The 19,414-nt window shown below is 56.6% G+C and carries 19 protein-coding genes; 8 read left to right on the top strand and 11 right to left on the bottom strand.

Annotated features, from left to right (window positions below; genetic code table 11):
* The coding region (locus FGF66_RS12515) for a hypothetical protein (protein ID WP_170181146.1) at positions 1-764 on the top strand (764 nt) is incomplete at its 5' end.
* Between the two features lie 234 nt (positions 765-998).
* Here FGF66_RS12515 and FGF66_RS01430 read toward each other — a convergent pair.
* Genes FGF66_RS01430 through FGF66_RS01445 form a run of 4 tightly spaced genes read right to left on the bottom strand, consistent with a single transcriptional unit; the run spans position 999 to position 5,183 of the window.
* Positions 999-2,015: an aspartate-semialdehyde dehydrogenase gene (locus tag FGF66_RS01430; RefSeq protein ID WP_139455933.1), complete on the bottom strand. Its 1,017-nt coding sequence runs from the start codon at positions 2,013-2,015 to the stop codon at positions 999-1,001.
* 21 nt (positions 2,016-2,036) lie between these two features.
* Positions 2,037-3,080 (bottom strand): tRNA dihydrouridine synthase DusB, encoded by a 1,044-nt coding sequence (gene dusB / locus FGF66_RS01435; protein ID WP_139455934.1) that lies wholly within the window; start codon positions 3,078-3,080, stop codon positions 2,037-2,039.
* 9 nt (positions 3,081-3,089) lie between these two features.
* Positions 3,090-4,145: a recombinase RecA gene (gene recA, locus FGF66_RS01440; RefSeq protein WP_139455935.1), complete on the bottom strand. Its 1,056-nt coding sequence runs from the start codon at positions 4,143-4,145 to the stop codon at positions 3,090-3,092.
* 39 nt (positions 4,146-4,184) lie between these two features.
* Complete coding sequence (locus tag FGF66_RS01445; RefSeq protein WP_139455936.1) at positions 4,185-5,183, bottom strand: SDR family oxidoreductase; 999 nt, start codon at positions 5,181-5,183, stop codon at positions 4,185-4,187.
* 172 nt (positions 5,184-5,355) lie between these two features.
* Here FGF66_RS01445 and FGF66_RS01450 point away from each other — a divergent pair, with 172 nt between their 5' ends.
* Entirely contained in the window at positions 5,356-6,660 is a 1,305-nt protein-coding gene (locus FGF66_RS01450) for a M16 family metallopeptidase (protein ID WP_246046472.1), read from the top strand.
* Positions 6,661-6,851: 191 nt separating this feature from the next.
* Entirely contained in the window at positions 6,852-8,132 is a 1,281-nt protein-coding gene (gene tig / locus FGF66_RS01455; protein WP_139455938.1) for a trigger factor, read from the top strand.
* An 83-nt stretch (positions 8,133-8,215) separates the two neighbouring features.
* Here the strand turns inward: tig and acpS are convergent, their stop codons facing one another.
* Together acpS and nadC are read right to left on the bottom strand one after the other, a co-directional pair.
* The gene (gene acpS, locus FGF66_RS01460; RefSeq protein ID WP_139456067.1) at positions 8,216-8,593 is read right to left on the bottom strand and encodes a holo-ACP synthase; all 378 of its coding nucleotides are present in this window, start codon (positions 8,591-8,593) and stop codon (positions 8,216-8,218) included.
* A 5-nt stretch (positions 8,594-8,598) separates the two neighbouring features.
* Positions 8,599-9,492: a carboxylating nicotinate-nucleotide diphosphorylase gene (gene nadC / locus FGF66_RS01465; RefSeq protein WP_170181147.1), complete on the bottom strand. Its 894-nt coding sequence runs from the start codon at positions 9,490-9,492 to the stop codon at positions 8,599-8,601.
* Between the two features lie 217 nt (positions 9,493-9,709).
* On the opposite strand from nadC, the gene folB reads away from it, so the two are divergent.
* Together folB and folK are read left to right on the top strand one after the other, a co-directional pair.
* Entirely contained in the window at positions 9,710-10,090 is a 381-nt protein-coding gene (folB, locus tag FGF66_RS01470; RefSeq protein WP_139456068.1) for a dihydroneopterin aldolase, read from the top strand.
* Positions 10,091-10,093: 3 nt separating this feature from the next.
* Complete coding sequence (gene folK / locus FGF66_RS01475; protein WP_139455940.1) at positions 10,094-10,609, top strand: 2-amino-4-hydroxy-6-hydroxymethyldihydropteridine diphosphokinase; 516 nt, start codon at positions 10,094-10,096, stop codon at positions 10,607-10,609.
* A gap of 78 nt (positions 10,610-10,687) precedes the next feature.
* Here folK and FGF66_RS01480 read toward each other — a convergent pair whose 3' ends face one another.
* From FGF66_RS01480 to FGF66_RS01505, 5 genes are all read right to left on the bottom strand, one after another.
* Positions 10,688-11,842: an ArsA family ATPase gene (locus FGF66_RS01480; RefSeq protein ID WP_139455941.1), complete on the bottom strand. Its 1,155-nt coding sequence runs from the start codon at positions 11,840-11,842 to the stop codon at positions 10,688-10,690.
* A 68-nt stretch (positions 11,843-11,910) separates the two neighbouring features.
* Positions 11,911-14,223: a hypothetical protein gene (locus tag FGF66_RS01485; RefSeq protein ID WP_139455942.1), complete on the bottom strand. Its 2,313-nt coding sequence runs from the start codon at positions 14,221-14,223 to the stop codon at positions 11,911-11,913.
* Between the two features lie 266 nt (positions 14,224-14,489).
* A complete protein-coding gene (locus tag FGF66_RS01495) occupies positions 14,490-14,732 on the bottom strand; it encodes a bacteriochlorophyll c-binding family protein (protein WP_139455944.1) in 243 nt (80 codons plus the stop codon).
* Positions 14,733-14,885: 153 nt separating this feature from the next.
* Positions 14,886-15,305: a chlorosome protein C gene (locus FGF66_RS01500; protein WP_139455945.1), complete on the bottom strand. Its 420-nt coding sequence runs from the start codon at positions 15,303-15,305 to the stop codon at positions 14,886-14,888.
* A gap of 128 nt (positions 15,306-15,433) precedes the next feature.
* The gene (locus FGF66_RS01505; RefSeq protein ID WP_139455946.1) at positions 15,434-16,651 is read right to left on the bottom strand and encodes a TRC40/GET3/ArsA family transport-energizing ATPase; all 1,218 of its coding nucleotides are present in this window, start codon (positions 16,649-16,651) and stop codon (positions 15,434-15,436) included.
* Positions 16,652-16,974: 323 nt separating this feature from the next.
* Here FGF66_RS01505 and FGF66_RS01510 point away from each other — a divergent pair, with 323 nt between their 5' ends.
* The 3 genes from FGF66_RS01510 (at position 16,975) to holA (ending at position 19,401) form a co-directional block, all read left to right on the top strand.
* Positions 16,975-17,769: a dihydroorotate dehydrogenase electron transfer subunit gene (locus FGF66_RS01510; RefSeq protein WP_139455947.1), complete on the top strand. Its 795-nt coding sequence runs from the start codon at positions 16,975-16,977 to the stop codon at positions 17,767-17,769.
* 70 nt (positions 17,770-17,839) lie between these two features.
* Entirely contained in the window at positions 17,840-18,331 is a 492-nt protein-coding gene (locus FGF66_RS01515; protein ID WP_139455948.1) for a single-stranded DNA-binding protein, read from the top strand.
* 26 nt (positions 18,332-18,357) lie between these two features.
* Positions 18,358-19,401 (top strand): DNA polymerase III subunit delta, encoded by a 1,044-nt coding sequence (gene holA / locus FGF66_RS01520; RefSeq protein WP_139455949.1) that lies wholly within the window; start codon positions 18,358-18,360, stop codon positions 19,399-19,401.
* Positions 19,402-19,414 lie beyond the last annotated feature (13 nt).

Raw genomic sequence — 19,414 nt, forward strand, 5'->3', positions numbered from 1 at the left:
GTTTGCAGGGCAATATCGCCTTGTTTCGATGTCGCTGGTCAGAAGAATATTTCAAATCGCTCTTTTTAGAGATGCCCTTAAGAGATTTCGAATGGAAACTTAAAGAACAAATATTAACATTACTTAGATTTGGATTATCACTTTCAGAAAGAAATAATAAAAAATCGACCTTTCTCCCTGTACTCAAGTCTTCTATTTATAAAAGCCAAATCAATAAATACAAGAACCCCCTATATGAGAGTATAGCGAGAGAAATTCTGTTCGATATTTTTGAGGCGAAAGAGTTGAGAAAAAGAACTCTAGATTATTTTGCTATCACAAAATCGCTTACTGATGACGAAATAATTTCACTTTTCAGTGATGTTGAAGACGGCATATGCAGAAAAGCCATGGCAGTCCTTGGTACTCTTTTAGGAGAAAATCATAATGTTGGAGCAATTTTTGCGGCTGCCATAGAAAGCAGTTCTGAAAATGATGTAGGATTTGTCAGAAGGTTAATTGCATCCTGCTTTGATATATCAATTCCTTTATCGATCAGGCATTTACCTGGGTTATTTCCTTGTCAAGACATAGGCACTCCAAGACGTATTATCAATCAAATATCACAAAGAATCAGCGAAATTAGAAAACTTATTTCTTCTTCGGTCATCAGCAAGGAAGAGGTTATCGATTTAATTAATTTGTGCCTTAACTATAAATCGGAACAAGGCTGGAAAGATCTAGGCAATTCTATTATTACTGATCTTAAAGAAACAGTCACTTAAATGCAGATTAACCTAACAACCAGGCGTCATGATCTTCGAATAAAAGTCATAGGTGACTAAAAATCCCACCAGATGCAACGGGGTTTTGATTTCATAGCCATCCGAATAAATTCCGCGCAATCGTCGCTGGCGGCGGCGTGAAGTTGCTCACGCCCCGCATCCTGAACGCCTATAAAACAGCAAGGGCGGCCACAAGAGCCGCCCCTACAAGAAATTCAATCACGCACTCAATCCTTATAAATTCCCCACCAGCAGTTCGGCGATCTGCACGGCGTTGGTGGCTGCGCCTTTGCGGAGGTTGTCGGCGACGACCCAGAGGTTCAGCGTGCGCGGGTGCCAGTAGTCCGGGCGCAGGCGACCTACGAACACCTCGTCGCGCTCGTAGGAGGTCATCGGCATCGGGTAGAGGCGGGCGGACGGATCGTCCTGCATGACGATGCCCGGCGAACCGTCGAGCAGGGCGCGCACCTCCTCGATGTCGAAATCGCTCTTCAGCTCGACGTTCAGCGACTCGCCGTGGCCGCCGTAAACCGGGATGCGCACGGTGGTCGGCGAAACCTGAAGCTCCTCGTCGTCGAGAATCTTGCGGGTCTCGTTGACCATCTTCATCTCCTCCTTCGTGTAGCCGTTCTCCGTAAAGGCGTCGATCTGCGGCACGGCGTTGAAGGCGATCTGGTGGAAGTGGGTGAACTCGTCGGGGATGTTGCCCGCCAGCTCGCTTTCGAGCGCGTCGCGCCCGGCCTTGCCCTTGCCGGTCACCGACTGGTAGGTCGAAACCACCACTCGGCGGATGCCGTAGGCGTCGTAGAGCGGCTTGAGCGCCACCACCATCTGGATGGTCGAGCAGTTGGGGTTGGCGATGATCGGAGCCGCCTTGCCTTCGCGGTCGAAGATCGATTCGGGATTGACCTCCGGCACCACCAGCGGCACCCCTTCGTCCATGCGATAGGCCGAGGAGTTGTCGATCACGATCGCGCCTGCCGCTGCGGCCACGGGCACCCACTCCTTGCTGGCCGACGCGCCCGCCGAGAAGAGCGCGATGTCAACGCCCTCGAAAATCTCCGCCGACGGCACTTCGGTGATGAACTCGCGCCCCTTGAAGGTGATCACTTCGCCCCGGCTGCGTGGCGAGGCGAGCGGAACCAGCTCGCTGACCGGAAAATCGCGCTCTTCGAGCACCTTGATCATGGTTCTGCCGACAAGGCCGGTTGCGCCGAGAACGGCCACGCGATAGCCTGCTTCACTGCTCATAAAATCAGATAGATGAATGGTTTAGTAATTCAGAATCAGTTTGGGCGAATGGTCGTTCAAGAACTCCCCGCCCTCTTTCAGAAGCCCCTCGCGGTCGAGCGCTTCGCACGTTGCCTCGAACTCCCGGAGCAGCTCGACGATCACCGCCGGATCGGGTTCGCGCACGAGCAGGTTACGAACTTTCGAGACGCCGGGCAACCCTTTGAGGTAGGTCGAGTAGTGGCGGCGCATTTCGAGTACGCCATGTTTTTCGCCCTTGTACTCCAGCGACAGGCGCAGGTGCTCGCGCGCGGCTTCGATCCGGTCGCGATACGACGGAAGCGGCAAGCGCTCGCCAGTTTTGATTAAGTGCTTTGCCTGCGCGAAGATGAAGGGATTACCGATCGAGCCGCGCCCGATCATGATGCCATCCGCGCCGGTTTCGGCGAACATCGCCACGGCGTCATCGGCGCTCCAGACGTCGCCGTTGGCGATCACCGGAATGGAGCAGGCCTGCTTCGCCTCGGCGATGCGGCCCCAGTCGGCGCGCCCTTTGTACATATCGCTGCGCGTCCGCCCGTGCACCGCGACCGCCCGGATGCCCGCATCTTCGAGCCGCCGGACGGTGTCGGTGATGTTGATCGAGTCGTGATCCCAGCCGATGCGCGTCTTGGCCGTCACCGGCAGCGAAACGGCGTTGACCACCGCCGAGGCGATGGCCAAGAGCTTCTCCGGCTCTTTCAGTAGCGCCGCGCCCGCGCCGCGCCCGGCCACCTTTTTGACCGGGCAGCCGAAGTTGATGTCGAGGTAGTCCGGCTCGTAGCTCTCGGCGATGGCCGCCGCCTCCACCATCGACTCGACCGTGCCGCCGAAAATCTGCACCGCCACCGGCCGCTCGTGCTCGTCCATCGCGAGTTTGCGGATCGACTTCTCCGCGCCGCGCCTGATCGCCTCGGCGCTGACGAACTCGGTATAGACGATGTCGGCCCCGTGCCGCTTGCAGAGCTGGCGGAAGGCGCGGTCGGTCACATCCTCCATGGGCGCGAGGATGACGGGGCGGTCGATGTCGATCTGTCCGATACGCATGAGCGCTCCTTACTTGACCGGTGGGGCAATCAGCGTTTCGCGCACTTGCTGGCGGATCGTGCTGCGCAGGGTCTCGTCCTCCTTCAGGAGCTTCTTGACGTTCTCGCGCCCCTGTCCAAGCTTTTCCGTTCCATAGCTGAACCACGCGCCCGCCTTCTTGATGATGCCGAACTCGACGGCCAGATCGATCAGCTCGCCAAGCACCGAAATACCTTCGCCGTACAGAATGTCGAACTCGGCGGTCTTGAAGGGCGGGGCGACTTTGTTCTTGACCACCTTGACCTTGGTGCGGTTGCCGACCACCTCTTCGCCATCCTTGATCTGCGCGATCCGGCGAATGTCAAGCCGCACGGAGGAGTAGAACTTCAGCGCCTTGCCTCCGGTGGTGGTTTCGGGGCTGCCGTACATCACGCCGATCTTGTCGCGAAGCTGGTTGATGAAAAGACAGACGCTGCTCGATTTGGAGATCGCGCCGGTGAGCTTGCGCAGCGCCTGGCTCATGAGCCGCGCCTGGAGACCAACGACGCTGTCGCCCATTTCGCCTTCGAGTTCGGCCTGCGGCACCAGCGCCGCCACCGAGTCGATGACGACGATATCGACCGCGCCGCTGCGCACGAGCGTCTCGACAATGGAGAGCGCCTGCTCGCCCGATTCGGGCTGGCTGACCAGCAGGGCATTGATATCGACGCCGAGCTTGCGGGCGTAGGTCGGATCGAAGGCGTGTTCCGCATCGACGATGGCCGCAATGCCGCCCGCCTTCTGCGCCTCGGCGATGACGTGCAGGGCAAGCGTGGTCTTGCCGGAGGATTCGGGGCCGTAAATCTCGGTCACGCGGCCACGCGGCAAGCCGCCCACGCCGAGGGCGTAGTCGAGCGCCATCGAGCCGGTCGATATGGACTGCACCTGCAAGACGGGCGAATCGTCGCCGAGGCGCATGATCGAGCCTTTGCCGAACTGTTTTTCGAGCGTTTCTATCGCCAGATTGAGCTGTTTGAGCCGGGCCGGATCGACGGCTGGCGGCTGTTGCTGCGTCGGCGGCTGCTGCTGTGGTTTCTCTTTTTCCATAGGGGTATGCTCTGAATTGGTAAAGTGTTGCGCTGAAAATTATAGAATGGCGCTCCGGAGCGTCTCCTCGAACGGACGGTAAGACATGCCAAGTTCGCGCACCGAACGCTGGTTGCTGTAGCGAGCCGGATATGCCGCCTGGCGGAGGCTTTCGATGCTGATGAACGACGGGCGTTGCGTCACGAGCGACCAAAGCTCGCCGCCCGCGCCTGCCGCCATTCCGGCGGCTCCACCGACGCGGAACACCTTGCCGGCCCGGCTGCCGGGCATCGCGGCGATCCGCCGGAAAAGCTCTCGGAACGAAAGATTCTCGCCGACGATGATATAACGCTCGCCCGCGCTTCCCTTCCGCCATGCGGCGATATGGGCGTCGGCCACGTCCAAGACATCGACAAATCCCGTCGATCCCTCGGGGCAAAGCGGCAGGCGGCCCTCGTAAATCATCCGGAGCACCTCGTTCGAGCTGCTGCCGGGCAGCGCCCTGCCGGAGCTTTTGCCGATCACCACGCCGGGGTTGACCATCACCACATCGAGTCCCTCGGCCACGCCGCGGTGGCATTCGAGTTCGGCCAGATGCTTGGACTCCATGTAAACATTGTGGCGCTGCCACTCGGTGAAGGTGGATTGCTCGTTCGACTCCTGAGTGCCGCTCTCCGCGCCAGGCGAACCGACGGCGGCAATCGAGCTGGTAGCCACAAGCCGCTTCACGCCCGCCTCCAGGCAGGCATCGACGACGTGGCGGGTGCCCAGCACGTTGGTGTCGTAGAGGCGGTTGCGGAAATTTTTAGTGTAGGCGACGAGGCCCGCGCAGTGGAACACGACCTCCGATCCTTTGACCGCCTCGTTGACGGCGACCGGATCACGGAGGTCAGCCCGGACAATCTCGACAGGCAAATTGCGGAGAAACGAAGCGTCCGACCCCTTCCTGACGGCAACCCGGCACCGGACGCCATCACCAAGCCGTTCGATCAGTTCGACAAGAAGCCGCGCCCCTATGTAGCCTGTGGCGCCGGTAATGAGAATCGGGATACCTGACATGAAAAAATGGCGTGTCTGCGAAACCTTCCGTTCGACCCTCCGCCCGCTTGTGACGGCCCGGAAGATGCTGCGGAACCGGCTGTAGCGCAATCCGAACAGATGCGGCCCAGAGCCGATTTGTGCTTAATAATAAGAAGAATAACTTACATTGTACTCAAATCCATCCGCAATCGTGAGAAAAAATATCGTATCGCCCTCCAGCGGCAACGCCGCCCGTCCCGAAGAACGCCTCTCGACCGGAGCCGTCGAAAGTGGAACCCTCTCCAACGGCCTGCGCATCATCAGCAATCAGGTGCCATCGATCCATAGCGTCACTCTCGGTTTGTGGATCGATGCCGGATCGCGCGAAGATCCGGAGGGACTCGAAGGGATGGCGCACTTCATCGAGCACGCGCTGTTCAAGGGCACGCAAAAGCGCGACTACGTCGAGATCGCCCGCTGCATCGAACAGACCGGAGGCTACATCGACGCCTGGACCACCAAGGAGCAAACCTGCCTCTGCGTCCGCTGCCTCCGTGAGCACCTGCATCTCGGCTTCGACCTCTTGGCCGACCTCTGCTGCAATCCGGTCTTTCCGGCTGATGAGATCGAAAAGGAAAAAGGGGTGGTGCTCGAAGAGATCGCCGGCGTGAACGACACTCCGGAAGAGCTGATTTTCGAGGACTTCGACCGCCGCACCTTCCCCCGCCATTCCCTCGGCGCGCCGATTCTCGGTACCGAGAAGAGCGTCGAGCGGCTCACCGTCGATGAAATACGGAACTTCATGCGCCGCCACTACACGCCGTCGAAAATGCTCGTCACGGCGATCGGCAACATCGATCACGATGAAGTCGCGGGTCTGGCGGACTCGTTTTTCGGCCACCTGAAAAATGCGCCAGAAGAAGATTCGGCGCGGCGGCTGTTCGATCTTTCAACGTACAAGCCATTCAACAAAACGCTGAAAAAGAGCCTCTTCCAGTCGCAGATTCTGCTTGGCGCGATCATCCCCCGGGACGACCAGCGCTTCTGGGCAATGATGGTGCTGAACACCATGTTGTCGAGCGGCATGAGTTCCATCCTGAACCTCGAACTGCGGGAGAAGCGCGGACTGGTCTATCAGGCCTACTCGTCGGTCTCGTTTTATGACGAGGTCACGGCGTTCAACGTCTATGCCGGGACGGACAAAGGCAAAACCTCGAAAACCCTCGACACCATCGGCGAGCTGCTCGCCGGAAATATGTTGACGGAACCCGATCCGTCTGAACTCGCCGCGGCCAAGGCGAAAATGCTTGGCTCGATGATTCTCGGCATGGAAAAGATGACCCGGCGCATGTCGCACATCGCGCAGGATATGTTCTATTTCGGACGATACCTTTCGCCCGCCGAAAAGGCTGGCCTGATCGAAGCGGTGACGGCTGACGAGGTGGCGCTCGTCGCCGCCGAACTCGGCATTCCCGAGCGGCTCTCGACGCTGGTTTACAAGCCCGGTGGCAGGTAGCACATCCGGCGCCCGGCGCCCGGATCGCGCAACAGCTTGCGAAAAAAGCCATTGCGCGATCCGTTTTAAAAAGGCTCGGAAATATCGTATAATTGAAGCTTTAAATTTTCAGGGACGCTCTCCGTATCGATCCACGCTTTCCGGTTCGCCGGAAACGGAGCGGCCCGCAACTAAACCGGTCACGAAAAGCCTTGCAAAAGAATATCACGAATGTCAGCGAAATCGCGCAGGAACTTGAAATCATTCTGACTGCCGACGAATTCCAGCCCGAATATGACCAGCAGCTCGAAGAAGCGCGCAAATCCGTCAAAATCAAAGGCTTCCGTCAGGGGCACGTGCCCGCAGGCATGCTCAAGCGCATGATCGGCCCGTCCATCGAAGCCGAGGTCGCCGAGAAGATGGCCTCGAAGCATTTCGCCGCCATCGCCGAAGAGGAGAAGATCAATCCGGCCAGCCGCGCCCAGATCGAAAACTACAAGTACGAAGATGGTCAGTTGACCATTCGGATATCCTACGAAATTCATCCTGAATTCGAGCTGAAGGATTTCAGCAGCTTTGCCTTCACCAAGGCCGAATATACCGTTACCGACGAGGATGTCGATCGCGAAATCAAACTGATTCTCCGCGGCCACGGCACCATGGTGACCAGCGAAGAGGCGGCTGTCGCGGGCGATACCGTCATCGGCGATGTCACGAAGCTCGATGCCGAAGGCGCTGCCGTCGAAGACTCGAAGAACGAAAACCACCACTTCAACCTCGAATACCTCCCGGCGGACAACCCGTTCCGCATGGCCCTCGAAGGCAAGAAAGCCGGTGATGTCGCGGAAGTGACCATCGAGCCGAAGGAAGAGGGCGGCGAAACGAGCCGCTTCCGTGTTGAGGTCAAAGAGGTCAAACGCCTCGAACTGCCCGAGCTGGATGACGAACTGGTCAAGGAGATCAGCCAGCAGCGTTTCGAGAAGGTAGAGGACTTCAAAAACGATGTCCGCTTGCAGCTCCAGGCGCACTTCTCCGACAAATCGGAGCACGACTTGCTCGAAGCTATTTCAGCCAAACTGATCGAAGAGCATCCGGTGCCGACCCCGAGCGCCATGGTCGCGCAGTTCCAAAACATGCTGCTCGAGAACGCCAAGCGTCAGGTTGGCGGCCAGTTCCCCAAAGGCCTCGACGAGCGCGAGTTCTTCAACACCATGAGGCCAAATGCTGAAAAGCACGCCCGCTGGCTCCTGGTCAGCCAGAAAATCGCCAAGGAAAACAACCTTGAGGTGACCGACGAGGATATCAAGGCTTATGCCGAAAAAGAGGCTGAAAAAGAGGCTTCACTGACCGTCGAGCAGCTCCTCAACACCTACATGTCCACCGAGTTCAAGGACTACATGATCGATACGATCCTGAAAGAGAAGATCTATGACGTGATCAAATCCAAGGTGAACATCACCGGCGAGGCGACACCGATTCCGGCGCACAACTGAGGAAAACGGAAATCAAGGCCGGACAGGCCGCGCATAAAAAAAGGCTCCTGAAAAGGGGCCTTTTTTGTGTCCACTTTGTCCGCTCAGTCCACTTCTTTTCTCGCCTCACCCTCCTCGTAGAGCGCCATCGCCACGGCGGAGTGGCGGTCGTGCGAGATGGAGAGGCTCACTCTGCCGGAAAAGTTGGGGGCGTGAATGCTCACGCATGGCTTTCCTGCCTCGTTGTTCAGCACTTCGATGGAGCGCCAGCCGAGGCCCTTGGCGATACCGGTGCCAAGCGCCTTCGAGACCGCCTCCTTGGCGGCGAACCGTCCGGCGAGGCTGGCTGCGGGATCGGGCTTGGAGAGACACTGGGCCGCTTCGGCGTCGGTCAGAATTTTCTTCATGAAGGCTTGGCCGAAACGGTCGTAAATCGATCGGATGCGCGATACATCGACAATGTCAACGCCAACCTCCGCCATCGCGATCAAGCTCTTTCAATCTTCATGGACATGTCGAGGGCCTTGACGCTGTGCGTCAACTCGCCAATGGAGATGTAATCGACGCCGGTCATGGCGATTTCGGAAACGTTGTGCAGACCGACGTTTCCCGACGCTTCGAGCAGAATGTTGCCGTAACCGTTCGCCTTGACCCAGCGCACCGCTTCGGCCAGGTCATCGACCATGAAGTTGTCGAGCAGAATCATGTCCGGACGGCTGGCGCAGGCGCGGACCAGTTCAGAAATGCTGCGGACTTCGGTTTCGATCTTCACCGAATCGCCGTGCTCCTTGCCGTATGCCTTGGCCCGTTTAACCGCCTCCTCGACGCTGCCAGCGGCATCGATGTGGTTGTCCTTGATGAGAATCATGTCGAACAGCCCGAAGCGGTGGTTGGCGCCGCCGCCGATCCGGACGGCGTCCTTGTCGTAATAGCGCAGGGCAGGCGCGGTTTTCCGGGTGTCGAGAATGGTTGTGTTGGTGTGACTGACCCGTTCGACATACATGTTCGTGCGGGTGGCGATGCCGGACATGCGCTGCATGAAATTGAGCGCCGTGCGCTCGCCGACGAGAATCGAGGCGATGCGCCCACTGACTTCGACAATCCGCTCGCCCGGATAGACCCGCTTGCCATCCTTGACGCAGGCCGTGAACTGAAGCGTGGAATCCAGCGACTGGAACACCTGGCGGGCGACCTCCACTCCGGCGATAATCCCTTCGGACTTGACCTCGATGTAACCAAGTCCTCGCTGATGCTCTTCGACAGTCGCCTCGGTGGTGATATCGCCCTGGTAACGATCCTCTTCAAGTGCGAGCTGCATGGCCTTCAACCTGCAAGTCTCGAAAAACTCCCTGAAGGCAAGATTGGTTCTTTTTTCTGACATAAATGCAATTCCAGTATGGAGTTAACGGAATCCGGAAAATGCCTCGCGGATGACAAATCGTGCTTATGCAAGGTACTATTTTTTTGGTATTCGCCACGGTGCGTAAAGCTCGCGCGCACTGTTTCTGCCGCTTGACTAACCTGCTTTTGCAATGCAGAGGCGAATAGATTACATTCTTGCAGAATCCTCCAGAATGCCGATTCCGCTCTGCTCAACCATGAAACTTCATCATCGTTCCTGCGTCAGGCTCGTCAACGCCGTTTTTTACGCCCGGCACGGTGTCCACGAAGAGGAGCGCCACCTCGGCGGACGGTACGAGGTCGATGCTGAACTTGTTTTCGACAGCAGGGAGGCCGCCGCGACCGACGATATCTCGAAAACTATCGATTACAGCAAAGCGTATGCGATCATCGGCGAGGTCATGACCTCCGGTGAACCGGTGGCGCTCATCGAGACGCTTGCCGCGCGGGCGGCGGCGAGGCTCATCGAAGAACTGGATCTCGCGGAAAAGGTCACGGTCAAAGTACGCAAACGCGCCTTGCCTTTGGGGGGGCTGTGCGATTATGCCGAAGCCGAACACGTCATCGAAAAGCGCTGAGCGATGGAGTCTGTCACCGCTTATATTGGCATCGGCTCGAATGTCGGAGACCGCTTCGCATGGCTCCAGGAAGCCGTTGACCACCTCGCGCGGCTGCCAGCTACTGCGGTAACGGGCATTTCAGGAGTCTATATGACCGAGCCATTCGGCGACCCCGACCAAGAGCGCTATTTCAACGCCGTTGTCGAGGTGCAAACATCGCTCGATCCGGCTGGCCTCCGCACCAACTGCAAGGCAATCGAGCACGAGCTGGGCCGCCCGGATCAGTACAAACGCTGGAGTCCGCGAACTATCGACCTCGACATTCTGCTCTACGGCGACCGCTGCATCGAAAGCGACCTGCTCGTCATTCCTCATGCCGAGATGCACCGCCGCAAATTCGTCCTCGTGCCGCTGCTCGATCTGGCGAACCCCATTCACCCCCGCCTGCACCGCCCCATCGCCGAGCTGCTGAAAAGCTGCGAAGACCTTTCGGTTCCAGTGAGGCTGTTGGAGCAATTGAAGATCAATCGGATCTGATCGATCCGATTGATCTCCTGTAAACAAAAGAGGCTGCCATCGGGCAGCCTCTTTTGTTTACAGGAAAAAATTTCCAGCTCAATTCGCGAACGTGATGTTCAGCGTACCCTGCTCAAAATCAGCGCCTTCGGTCTTGCGGCCTACCAGCACGTTGGGCAGTACAATACTTTTGCGGAAGTTGTTGATATCGACCAGCAATTCGTCCCCTTTGATGTTGACCGCAAGTTTGTCCACCTCGACGTTCGGCAGGTAGAGGCTGAGCACATACTTGCCGTTGATCTTTTCGAGCGTCTGGGTTTTGTCGTTGGTGTAGAGCACATCGATCGGATTACGACCGTCGAAAAGCTCCTGGCTCAGCTCATAGAGCTTGTCCGTCTTGATAACCTCTTTGGAGGATTGCATCGCCTTGAAAATCGGCACGGGATAGAAACAGTTGTCGATCACCCGGAGATACTTGGCCTGCTGGTCGATGAGGCTCTGGAGGTACGGGTCGCTGGAGTTCGCAGGCAGCACCTTGTTGACGACGGCCGCATCGAGCTTGTAGCCGAACAGGTTGAGATAGGTCTGTACACGCAGCGCCTCCTTGATGACCATGTTCTCCGGATTGAGCACCACCCGGAAGGTCGTGACGCTCTTGTCCTGCAACATGCCGTGCAACTCCTTCATGTGCTCGTTGACCTCCGGCATAAGCTTGAAGATGTTTTTCTTTGGCATGAATTTGCTCAGCAAGGGCGCGGCAAAGCCGATCGCCTTGGAGTGCCAGCCGCCGATCTTCTCGGAGTACCAGCCGTAGGATTCAGGCATACCAAGCAGGCGCATGGTCTCGCCGGTCGGCGCGGCATCGACCACGACGGCATCGTACAGGCCGGACTTTGCGGCTTTCCAGATGTAACGGAGACTGATCATCTCCTCCATGCCGGGCACGATGGCCAGCTCTTCGGCAACGACCTCATTGGCGCCATCATGCATGAGAATCGAGGAAAAGTAGGAGTACAGCTCGGTCCAGTTTTCCCGAATTTCTGCAAGAACGTTCACCTCCATGGCAAAGAGATTTTTCTCGACCTCCAGAGGAGTCGAACTCAACTCGACGCCAAACGCGTCGGCCAGACTGTGGGCGACATCGGTGCTCATAATAAGCACACGCTTGCCGCCGCGAGCGATCGCTGTCGCTGAGGAAGCCGATACGGTGGTCTTGCCCACTCCGCCTTTGCCTAGATAAAGGATGATTCTCATGATGTTGAAAAACTATGGTGTAAACTTGACATTAAACTGATTGCTTGACTCCCTCGGGCTTGTGGCCGTCAGACTTTTCTGCCGCGCCGCTTCCCACGGCCAGCCTTACCGGACGAATGTCGGGGCTGTTCAGGTTTTTTCTCGACAACAGGCTCATCAATGTGTTCATGAACGGGCTCCTGAACAGGCTCACTGACTACTCTCCGAACCGGAGCATCGGATTCGATCGTCATATACTCCTTCGATTCACCGGAATCTTCAGCCTTCTCCGGTTCGGCAAGAGCGGAAAAGATGACCTCTTCCGGAATATCGAACGCCTCTTCCAGCTCGGATGCGTTCCGGATTTCCTCTATAGCTGACGATTCCGGCTCAGACTCCAACAGAACCTCAAGTTCCGACTCGACCGTCACTTCAATAGCGACGCTTCCGGCAATGAGGTCTTCCATCTCAGCGTCAGGCCCTGACTCGATTTCTGGTTCAGAAGCTGCCGCCGTCTCTGGTTCAGGATCAGCTTCAGCCTTGATCTGGATTTTCTTTCTTACCAGCTTCTCTGGCTCAGGTTCCGGTTCGATATCGATTTCAGGTTCAGCCAGGATTGCTGCTTCCGCTTCTGCTCCAAGCACAGACTCGATTTCTGGCTCGAACGCAACCATTGGCTCAGGCTCGACTTCAGCTTTGATCTGAATTTTCTTCCTGACCAGCAGCTCCGACTCGGGTTCTGGATCGGACTCGATTTCCGGCTCGTCTTCCGCCCTGATCTGGATTTTTTTCCTGACGGGTCTCTCTGGCTCCGGTTCAGGCTGCACTTCATCGGCGGCGATTCCCTGAACTTCGTCAGACGACAACAAGGAGTTGACCGCGCCACGGGAGGCTTCGTCGTAGCTCATCAGTTTCTGGGCGATGTCCGCTTTCGCGCCGCTGCCCTCTTCGGCCTTGATCGCGAGCTTCTTGCGGCGGATCCCGAAACCGTTCTCGGTGCTGGCGACAGACGAAACGGCAACTGGCGCTTTGACCGGAGCTGGCGGAACAGCCTCTCGCTCGGACTCATCGTAACTCATGAGCTTCCTGGCGATCTCGTTGTCATCCTCCATTTTGATCGAGAGCTTCTTGCGGCGTCCACCCGATCCAGCGCCTGAATCGTCATTATCCGGCTCGCTGCTGCGGGAAACTGGCGGACGGTTCTGGCGCGAAATAATCGGCTCGTCGCTGCCTGCGAAAAGATCGGCGCCGGAATGATCATCGTCATCCTTGATGCTGATCTTTTTGCGGCGGATCGTCGAAGAATCCTCATCCTGCTCCTCGACGAACGGCGATTTCCGTGCGCTCGACGCGCCACGCTCTTCGCGGGACGGCTCGTGGCCCTGCGGCTTCGGGCTCTTTTTGCCGCCACCGCTGCCGATGCCGGTCATTTTGATGATCTTGCCGAGAGAGCCGAGCACACCGTCGTTGACCACCGCCGTTTTGATGGCATTCATGATGAAGCGCTCGGCAAGAGGATTACCCGCAATATTGGAGAGCAGCTCGTTCAGGGCAGTCAGAACCGTGGCCATGTCTCCGGGCACATGCTGCAAATCTTTCATCACCTGATCGCGCATCTTGAAAGGAGCGTCGCCGACCATGTTCTTGATCTGTTCGGCGATCCGTTTCAGCGCAGCGGGATCGGTAGGCAGCATTGACTCCAGACCACGCATGGCATCCTGAGGCCCCATGGTGGAACGAGGACGCGGTCCGGGAGCGGTTCCTGGCGGCTGGTAGGGTGGATACGGCGCCTGCTGTTGTCCAGAACCAGTAGCCCGGAACTGTTCCAGCAGATCCTGCCCGTAACCAATACCTGCATCGGGCACTGGAGCCTGCGGTGTATCGAGCTTGAGAGCGATTTGCCGTGGCGGGCAAACACTCCTCGCGGCCTGAAAAATCCTGTCTGCGGTATCCTGGGGAATTTCCTGACGGTAATTGATTCCGAGATAATCCTCTATGATCGACTCGACGACAGTCTGCAACTTGACGATCATATCGGCTTCACGAATCTCGACCATGTCGAAAATCACAAAGATCGGCTCCTTGCCTTCGCGCCGGATTTTGAGATTCATGGTCGCGAATGCGCTGTCCTTGTTGCGGCTGTTGACCGAAACAGTCCCGAGACTGAATCGATCGAGAAAATCCTTGGAAGCTCCTCTCGCCCACAGGTAAAGAGCCTTGTCCGTATAGATCAGATAATCCTGATAAACAATGTTGCCCACCCGTTCCTGGTGAGACTCGTAAAAAACACCGTCAAAAAAAGCGATGGGAGTTTCACCTTCGCCAATCAGCCGCTTCTGGAAAAACTCGGAGATGTCATCCAGCTCTGTCTGTCCCGAGATATAGAGAGAAATATTAGCCATTTACCGCTTCCGGTCACGTTACCGTTTTAATACCCGTTCATAATCGATAGAATATTCGAACCAACAAAATATGAAAACAAAAATAAATTACGTAACAAAGAGAAGGGATAACCGTTACGGAAAAAGTGGAAAAACTCTACATGAATTTCCTATACCAACCCGCCCCGTTGTGTACCGGGTCAGTTATGATGGCAAGAGCGCAAACAAAAAAAGCAGTGACGGTACCAGACCTGTCACTGCTTTTGAAAATCGGCTGAACGGTTTGCTTATTTGGCAAACTTCGATTCAACTGCTTTGGTAGGAACGGCATAGCCGGAAACCTCGGGGGAAGAACCACGAAGACTGCCACCGCCACCCATCGAACCATAGGCATTGCGATTGATTCTCATGGTGCCTTTGCCCAGCGAGTCAAAAAGCATACCGACGGTTTCCCAGTGACCTTCGACCATAACTTCGAAAATACGGCCTGCGGCGGCTAAAATGTCGGTAAAGACGCCTCCTCCACTCATAACTCCTCCTTTTGGAATTTAATTGACAGAAAAAACAAGAATGAAAATCGAGACTTTAAGACAAAAATAAGCGAATAAACGAAAAAACACAAATAAAAGATTTTAAGCGCCATCATGCTCTTTGTCTGGCCGGATGCTTCCGAAAAAGCAGCCTTATTTTTGCACGGTGGTTTTCTGGAACGAACCGGCAAGGTTCTTTACCGCCTCGGAAGCAGAAACTCCGGCGTCACCGACCGCTTTTGCCGCGTTGCCAGTGGCGTTTTCAACATTCTTCACGGCATCGTTGTACAGTTCACCGGCTGAACGAGAGACATCCTTCACGGTGATCGCCACGCGGTCGATGGTTTCTCCGACGACTCCACCTGAACCGCCGAGAATATTACCGATACCCGAGGCATCAACAAGGGAACCAACTGTTCCTGTAACTGTCTCGACAACGCTACCAGCTACCTCAAGACCACCAACGATGGCGCTCTGACCGGTCAGGAGCAGACTTTCCGCAAGAAAAGTAAGCCTGTCGGTAAAATCGAGTTCCTTAAAGTCCTTGCGAAGTTTCTGATACGATTCTGACATTGTATCCTCCTTTTGACCGGCAGCCTGCACAGCTCCCGGCTACTGGTTTTATTGTGAAGTTGTGAAATTTAAAATCACTTCAAGCTAATAAAAAAATCAGCCTTACTCAAACATAAGCGCACACCGCATCAGGCTTTGTTATACTCTCTCGTGCGGTGATGCTGACCTTGCTTTTCGAGATCGAACGGGATGTGCAGCCACTTGTCCTTGAATACGGCATCGCCGGGTTCAAGGCCGGTGAGGCTGATCGGAAGAGTGATGATCTTGCGCTGGTTGCCGATCTGCACATACAGTTCGTCTCCAGTAACCCAGACATCGATATCGACCGGATTGGCGAACATGAGCTTGAGCTGCACTTCATAGAGGTCGCCCTTGCGGACAAACTTGATCGGCGGCTCGTCGTACATCATGTCGGATGGATCGGTATCGCCGTACATATCGCGAGCGAACACTTCGAGCGACTTGACACCGACGATCTCCTGATCGTACATCTTGAGCTTTTTGACCGGAAGCGGAGAGAACCCCTCTTCGATCTCGCCGAGATATTTCTGCTGGATACCTTTCCATTTTTCGAGGTAACCGCTGTTCTCCTGCGTGTCGAGCAGCTTGTTGACCAGCACCATATCGACCTTGAAGCCGTAGAGGTTCAGGTAGGTCAGGGCGCGCATGGTCTCCTTGATCGACATCTTCTCGGCATTCATGACCAAGCGGACCGTCGATTTGACATTGTCGGTCAGAATTTCGCGGATGTCTTCGAGTTCGTCGAAAACCTGATCGACCGACTCGATGGCGTCTTCCGGCGGAATGTAGTAGGCGATCTTGTCCGACATTTTGGAGAGCGGCTTGCTGAGCGGACGGACAATGTATTTGTTGACGTTCTTGACCGCCTTCATGCCCCACGAGAGGGTGTCGGGCAGCGAGAGCAGGCGGAGCGTTTCGCCGGTCGGCGCCGTGTCGAGCACGAGCGCGTCGTACAGACCGGCGGATTTGTAGCGTTTGATGCGGAGCAGGGAGAACAGCTCCTCCATGCCGGGAAGAATAGTCATTTCATCGGCCATGACGCCCGAAACGCCCTGCGCCATGAAAATACGCGTGTAGTACTTCTGTACGGAATGCCAGTTCTGTTTGAGGTCAACATAGGGGTTCACCTCGATGGCGTGAAGATTTTCCTTGATCTTGGTCGGCTCGGCGCCAAGCTGGAGGTTGAACGAGTCTGAAAGGCTGTGGGCGGGATCGGTAGAAAGCACCAGGGTGCGATGACCCAATTCGGAAAGACGGACTGCCGTGGCGGCCGAGACGCTCGTCTTGCCCACACCACCCTTACCAGTAAAAGTTAATATACGCATGAACCAGGCATTGGAAGTTTATTGTACAGCCAAGATCGTTAAGATATACTTCTCCCGTCATTCTGCAAAGGAACAATCTTCACATCGGCTCCGCACCAAAGCACCATCCTGCGGCATAGCGACTCATCAACACTCTTTCGACCTCACTATATGATTGTCAATCAATCGCTTAACCTGTTTATTGCAAGCATCCGCAGGGAAAACCGATTTGCAAAATCGCGGTCGGGACTCTTAATTATTGTCAGATACTTTTCAAAAGCGGGAAAGAGGCTTGCCGAAATCCTCCCGCTCGCCTGAAAATCCAATCCGGTACGCATCTTCCCATGCTTCAGACCAGCACCATTTCCGACGTCAGAACCCGTATTTCAGCCATCAGGCCCGCGGGAACGGATGTCTCGATCCTGTCGATGCCTTGCCCCGCAATCGCTGCCGCCGCCCGTCCCGGCAACTTTGTCAACATCAAGGTCAGCGCCGCTGACCAGCCGCTGCTCCGCCGTCCCTTCTGCATCCATAACGTCGAGGGCGACACCATCGACGTCATGGTCAAGAACGTCGGACGAGGTACCTCGTTGCTCTGCGAAGCATCGTGCGGCGAAAGCCTGCTGGTGCTCGGCCCGCTCGGCAACTCGTTCGGCACAGGAACCGGCGATTTCGACACCGCCCTGCTCGTCTCCGGCGGCATCGGCACCGCGCCGATGCGCTTTCTCGAAAAAACGCTGGCCGCGGCGGAAATCTCATTTCACCACCTTGTCGGCGGACGGAGCCGCGCCGACCTGTTGACCTCCGGCCTCTCGAACGTCAGCACGGCGACCGACGACGGTTCCGAAGGGTTCCACGGCAATGTCGTCCAGTTGCTTGAAAAACATCTTGCGGAACAAACTGCCGCCGGGCGGGTCAAGGTCTTCGCCTGCGGCCCTAACCCGATGCTCAAGGCGCTCGCCCGCTTCTGCCGGGATCGCGCCATTGCTTGCGAGCTGTCGCTCGAATCGGTCATGGGTTGCGGCGTCGGCATCTGCTACGGCTGCATGGTCGAACTCAGCAACGCCGACGGACAAAAGGAGAGTATCCTGCTCTGCCGCGAAGGCCCGGTCATCGACGGCGAGCGCTTTACTGCCTGACTTGAAGAATAAAGATTAATCATGTAGCTTGTCGGGCAACACCAACAACAAGAGAATCGTACCTACCATCATGGCAAGAGGCTTGAACAAAGTAATGCTGATCGGTCACCTCGGCAACGATCCCGAACGCCGCGAAACCGCATCGGGCCAGACCGTCGTCAATTTCACCCTCGCGACCAGCGAAGGTTTCAAGGACAGCAGCGGCAACTTCCAGGAACGCACCGAGTGGCACCGGATTGTCGCATGGGGCAAGCTGGCCGACATTTGCAGCCAGTACCTCAAGAAAGGGCGACAGGTCTATATCGAAGGCCGCCTGCAGACCCGCTCGTGGGAAGACAACAAAACCGGCGAAAAGAAGTACGCCACCGAAATCGTGTGCAGCGACATGCAGATGCTCGGCTCTGGCCGGGACTCTGGCAGCGGCATGGGCGACGCCTCCTACCCGCAGGAGCGCCAGCCATCTTCACGCCCGTCGAGGCCGGAACCCTCGTCCGGCAACTACGGCGAGCGCCCCTCGCCCGGCGGCGCGCAGGATTTCGAGAAGGACGACCTGCCCTTCTAACCCGAGCCTGACCCGCTGATCCCCGCATGGCAGAGCTGAAAAAACAGATCGCTTCAGGCAAGATCGCCCCTGTCTATTTTTTTCAGGGACCTGAAAGCTGGCTCAAGGAAGAGATCGAAGCACAACTGAAGGCGGCCATTTTCCCTTCGGAAAACGAGGCCGCCCTCAATACGCTCCTCCTGTACGGCCCCGACGTCACCCTGGGCCAGATCGTCTCGGCGGCCTCCGAGTATCCGATGTTCACCGAAAAGAAGATGATCGTCGTCCGCCAGTTCGACAAGCTGAAGAAAGTGACCGGCAAAGAGCAGGCTCAGCAACAGGATGAGTCGCTCCTGCGCTATCTTGCCGATCCGCCATCATTCTCCGTGCTGGTGCTCGATGCGGACGAGGTCGAAAAAAAGGAGCTTGAAAAAGCTCCCTACAAGCATCTCAAGCAGTTCCGGCATGACTTCGGAGCCATCAAAAATGCTGATGTTTTCGCCGCCGAACGGGCCAAGGAAGCCGGATGGGAGTTCGACCCGGACGCGCTGAAAACGTTCTCGGCCTACATCGAGCCATCGTCGCGGCTGATCTGCCAGGAGATCGAAAAGCTCACCCTCTTCGCCTCGTCCGGCAAGCGCGCCGACCGGCGCATCACCCTCGACGACGTCTGCGACTGCGTCGGCATATCGCGCAAGTACAATGTCTTCGAGCTTGAAAAAGCGTTGGTCGCCAAAAATCTTCGCCAATGCAGCGGCGTCGCCCTGATGATCATGGAACAGGAGGGGCAAAAAGAGGGACTCATGAACATCGTGCGCTACCTGACCACCTTTTTCCTGCGAATCTGGAAGCTCCAGACGCCGGGCGCGCGGCAGCTCTCGCTTCAGGAAACCGCCGCCCTGCTCGGCATGTATGGCCGCCAGGAGTACTTCGCCAAAAACTACCTCGGCTACGCGCGCCAGTTCAGCGCCGCCGAAACCGAAAAAGCCATCCGCGCCCTGCGCAACGCCGACGCCGCGCTCAAAGGCATCATCCCCTCGCCTGACGACAAATTCACCCTCCTCAAGCTCATGCAACAGCTCTTCAGTTGAGCGGAGCGACGGT

The sequence above is a fragment of the Chlorobaculum thiosulfatiphilum genome (assembly GCF_006265165.1).
GTDB classification, from domain to species: domain Bacteria; phylum Bacteroidota; class Chlorobiia; order Chlorobiales; family Chlorobiaceae; genus Chlorobaculum; species Chlorobaculum thiosulfatiphilum.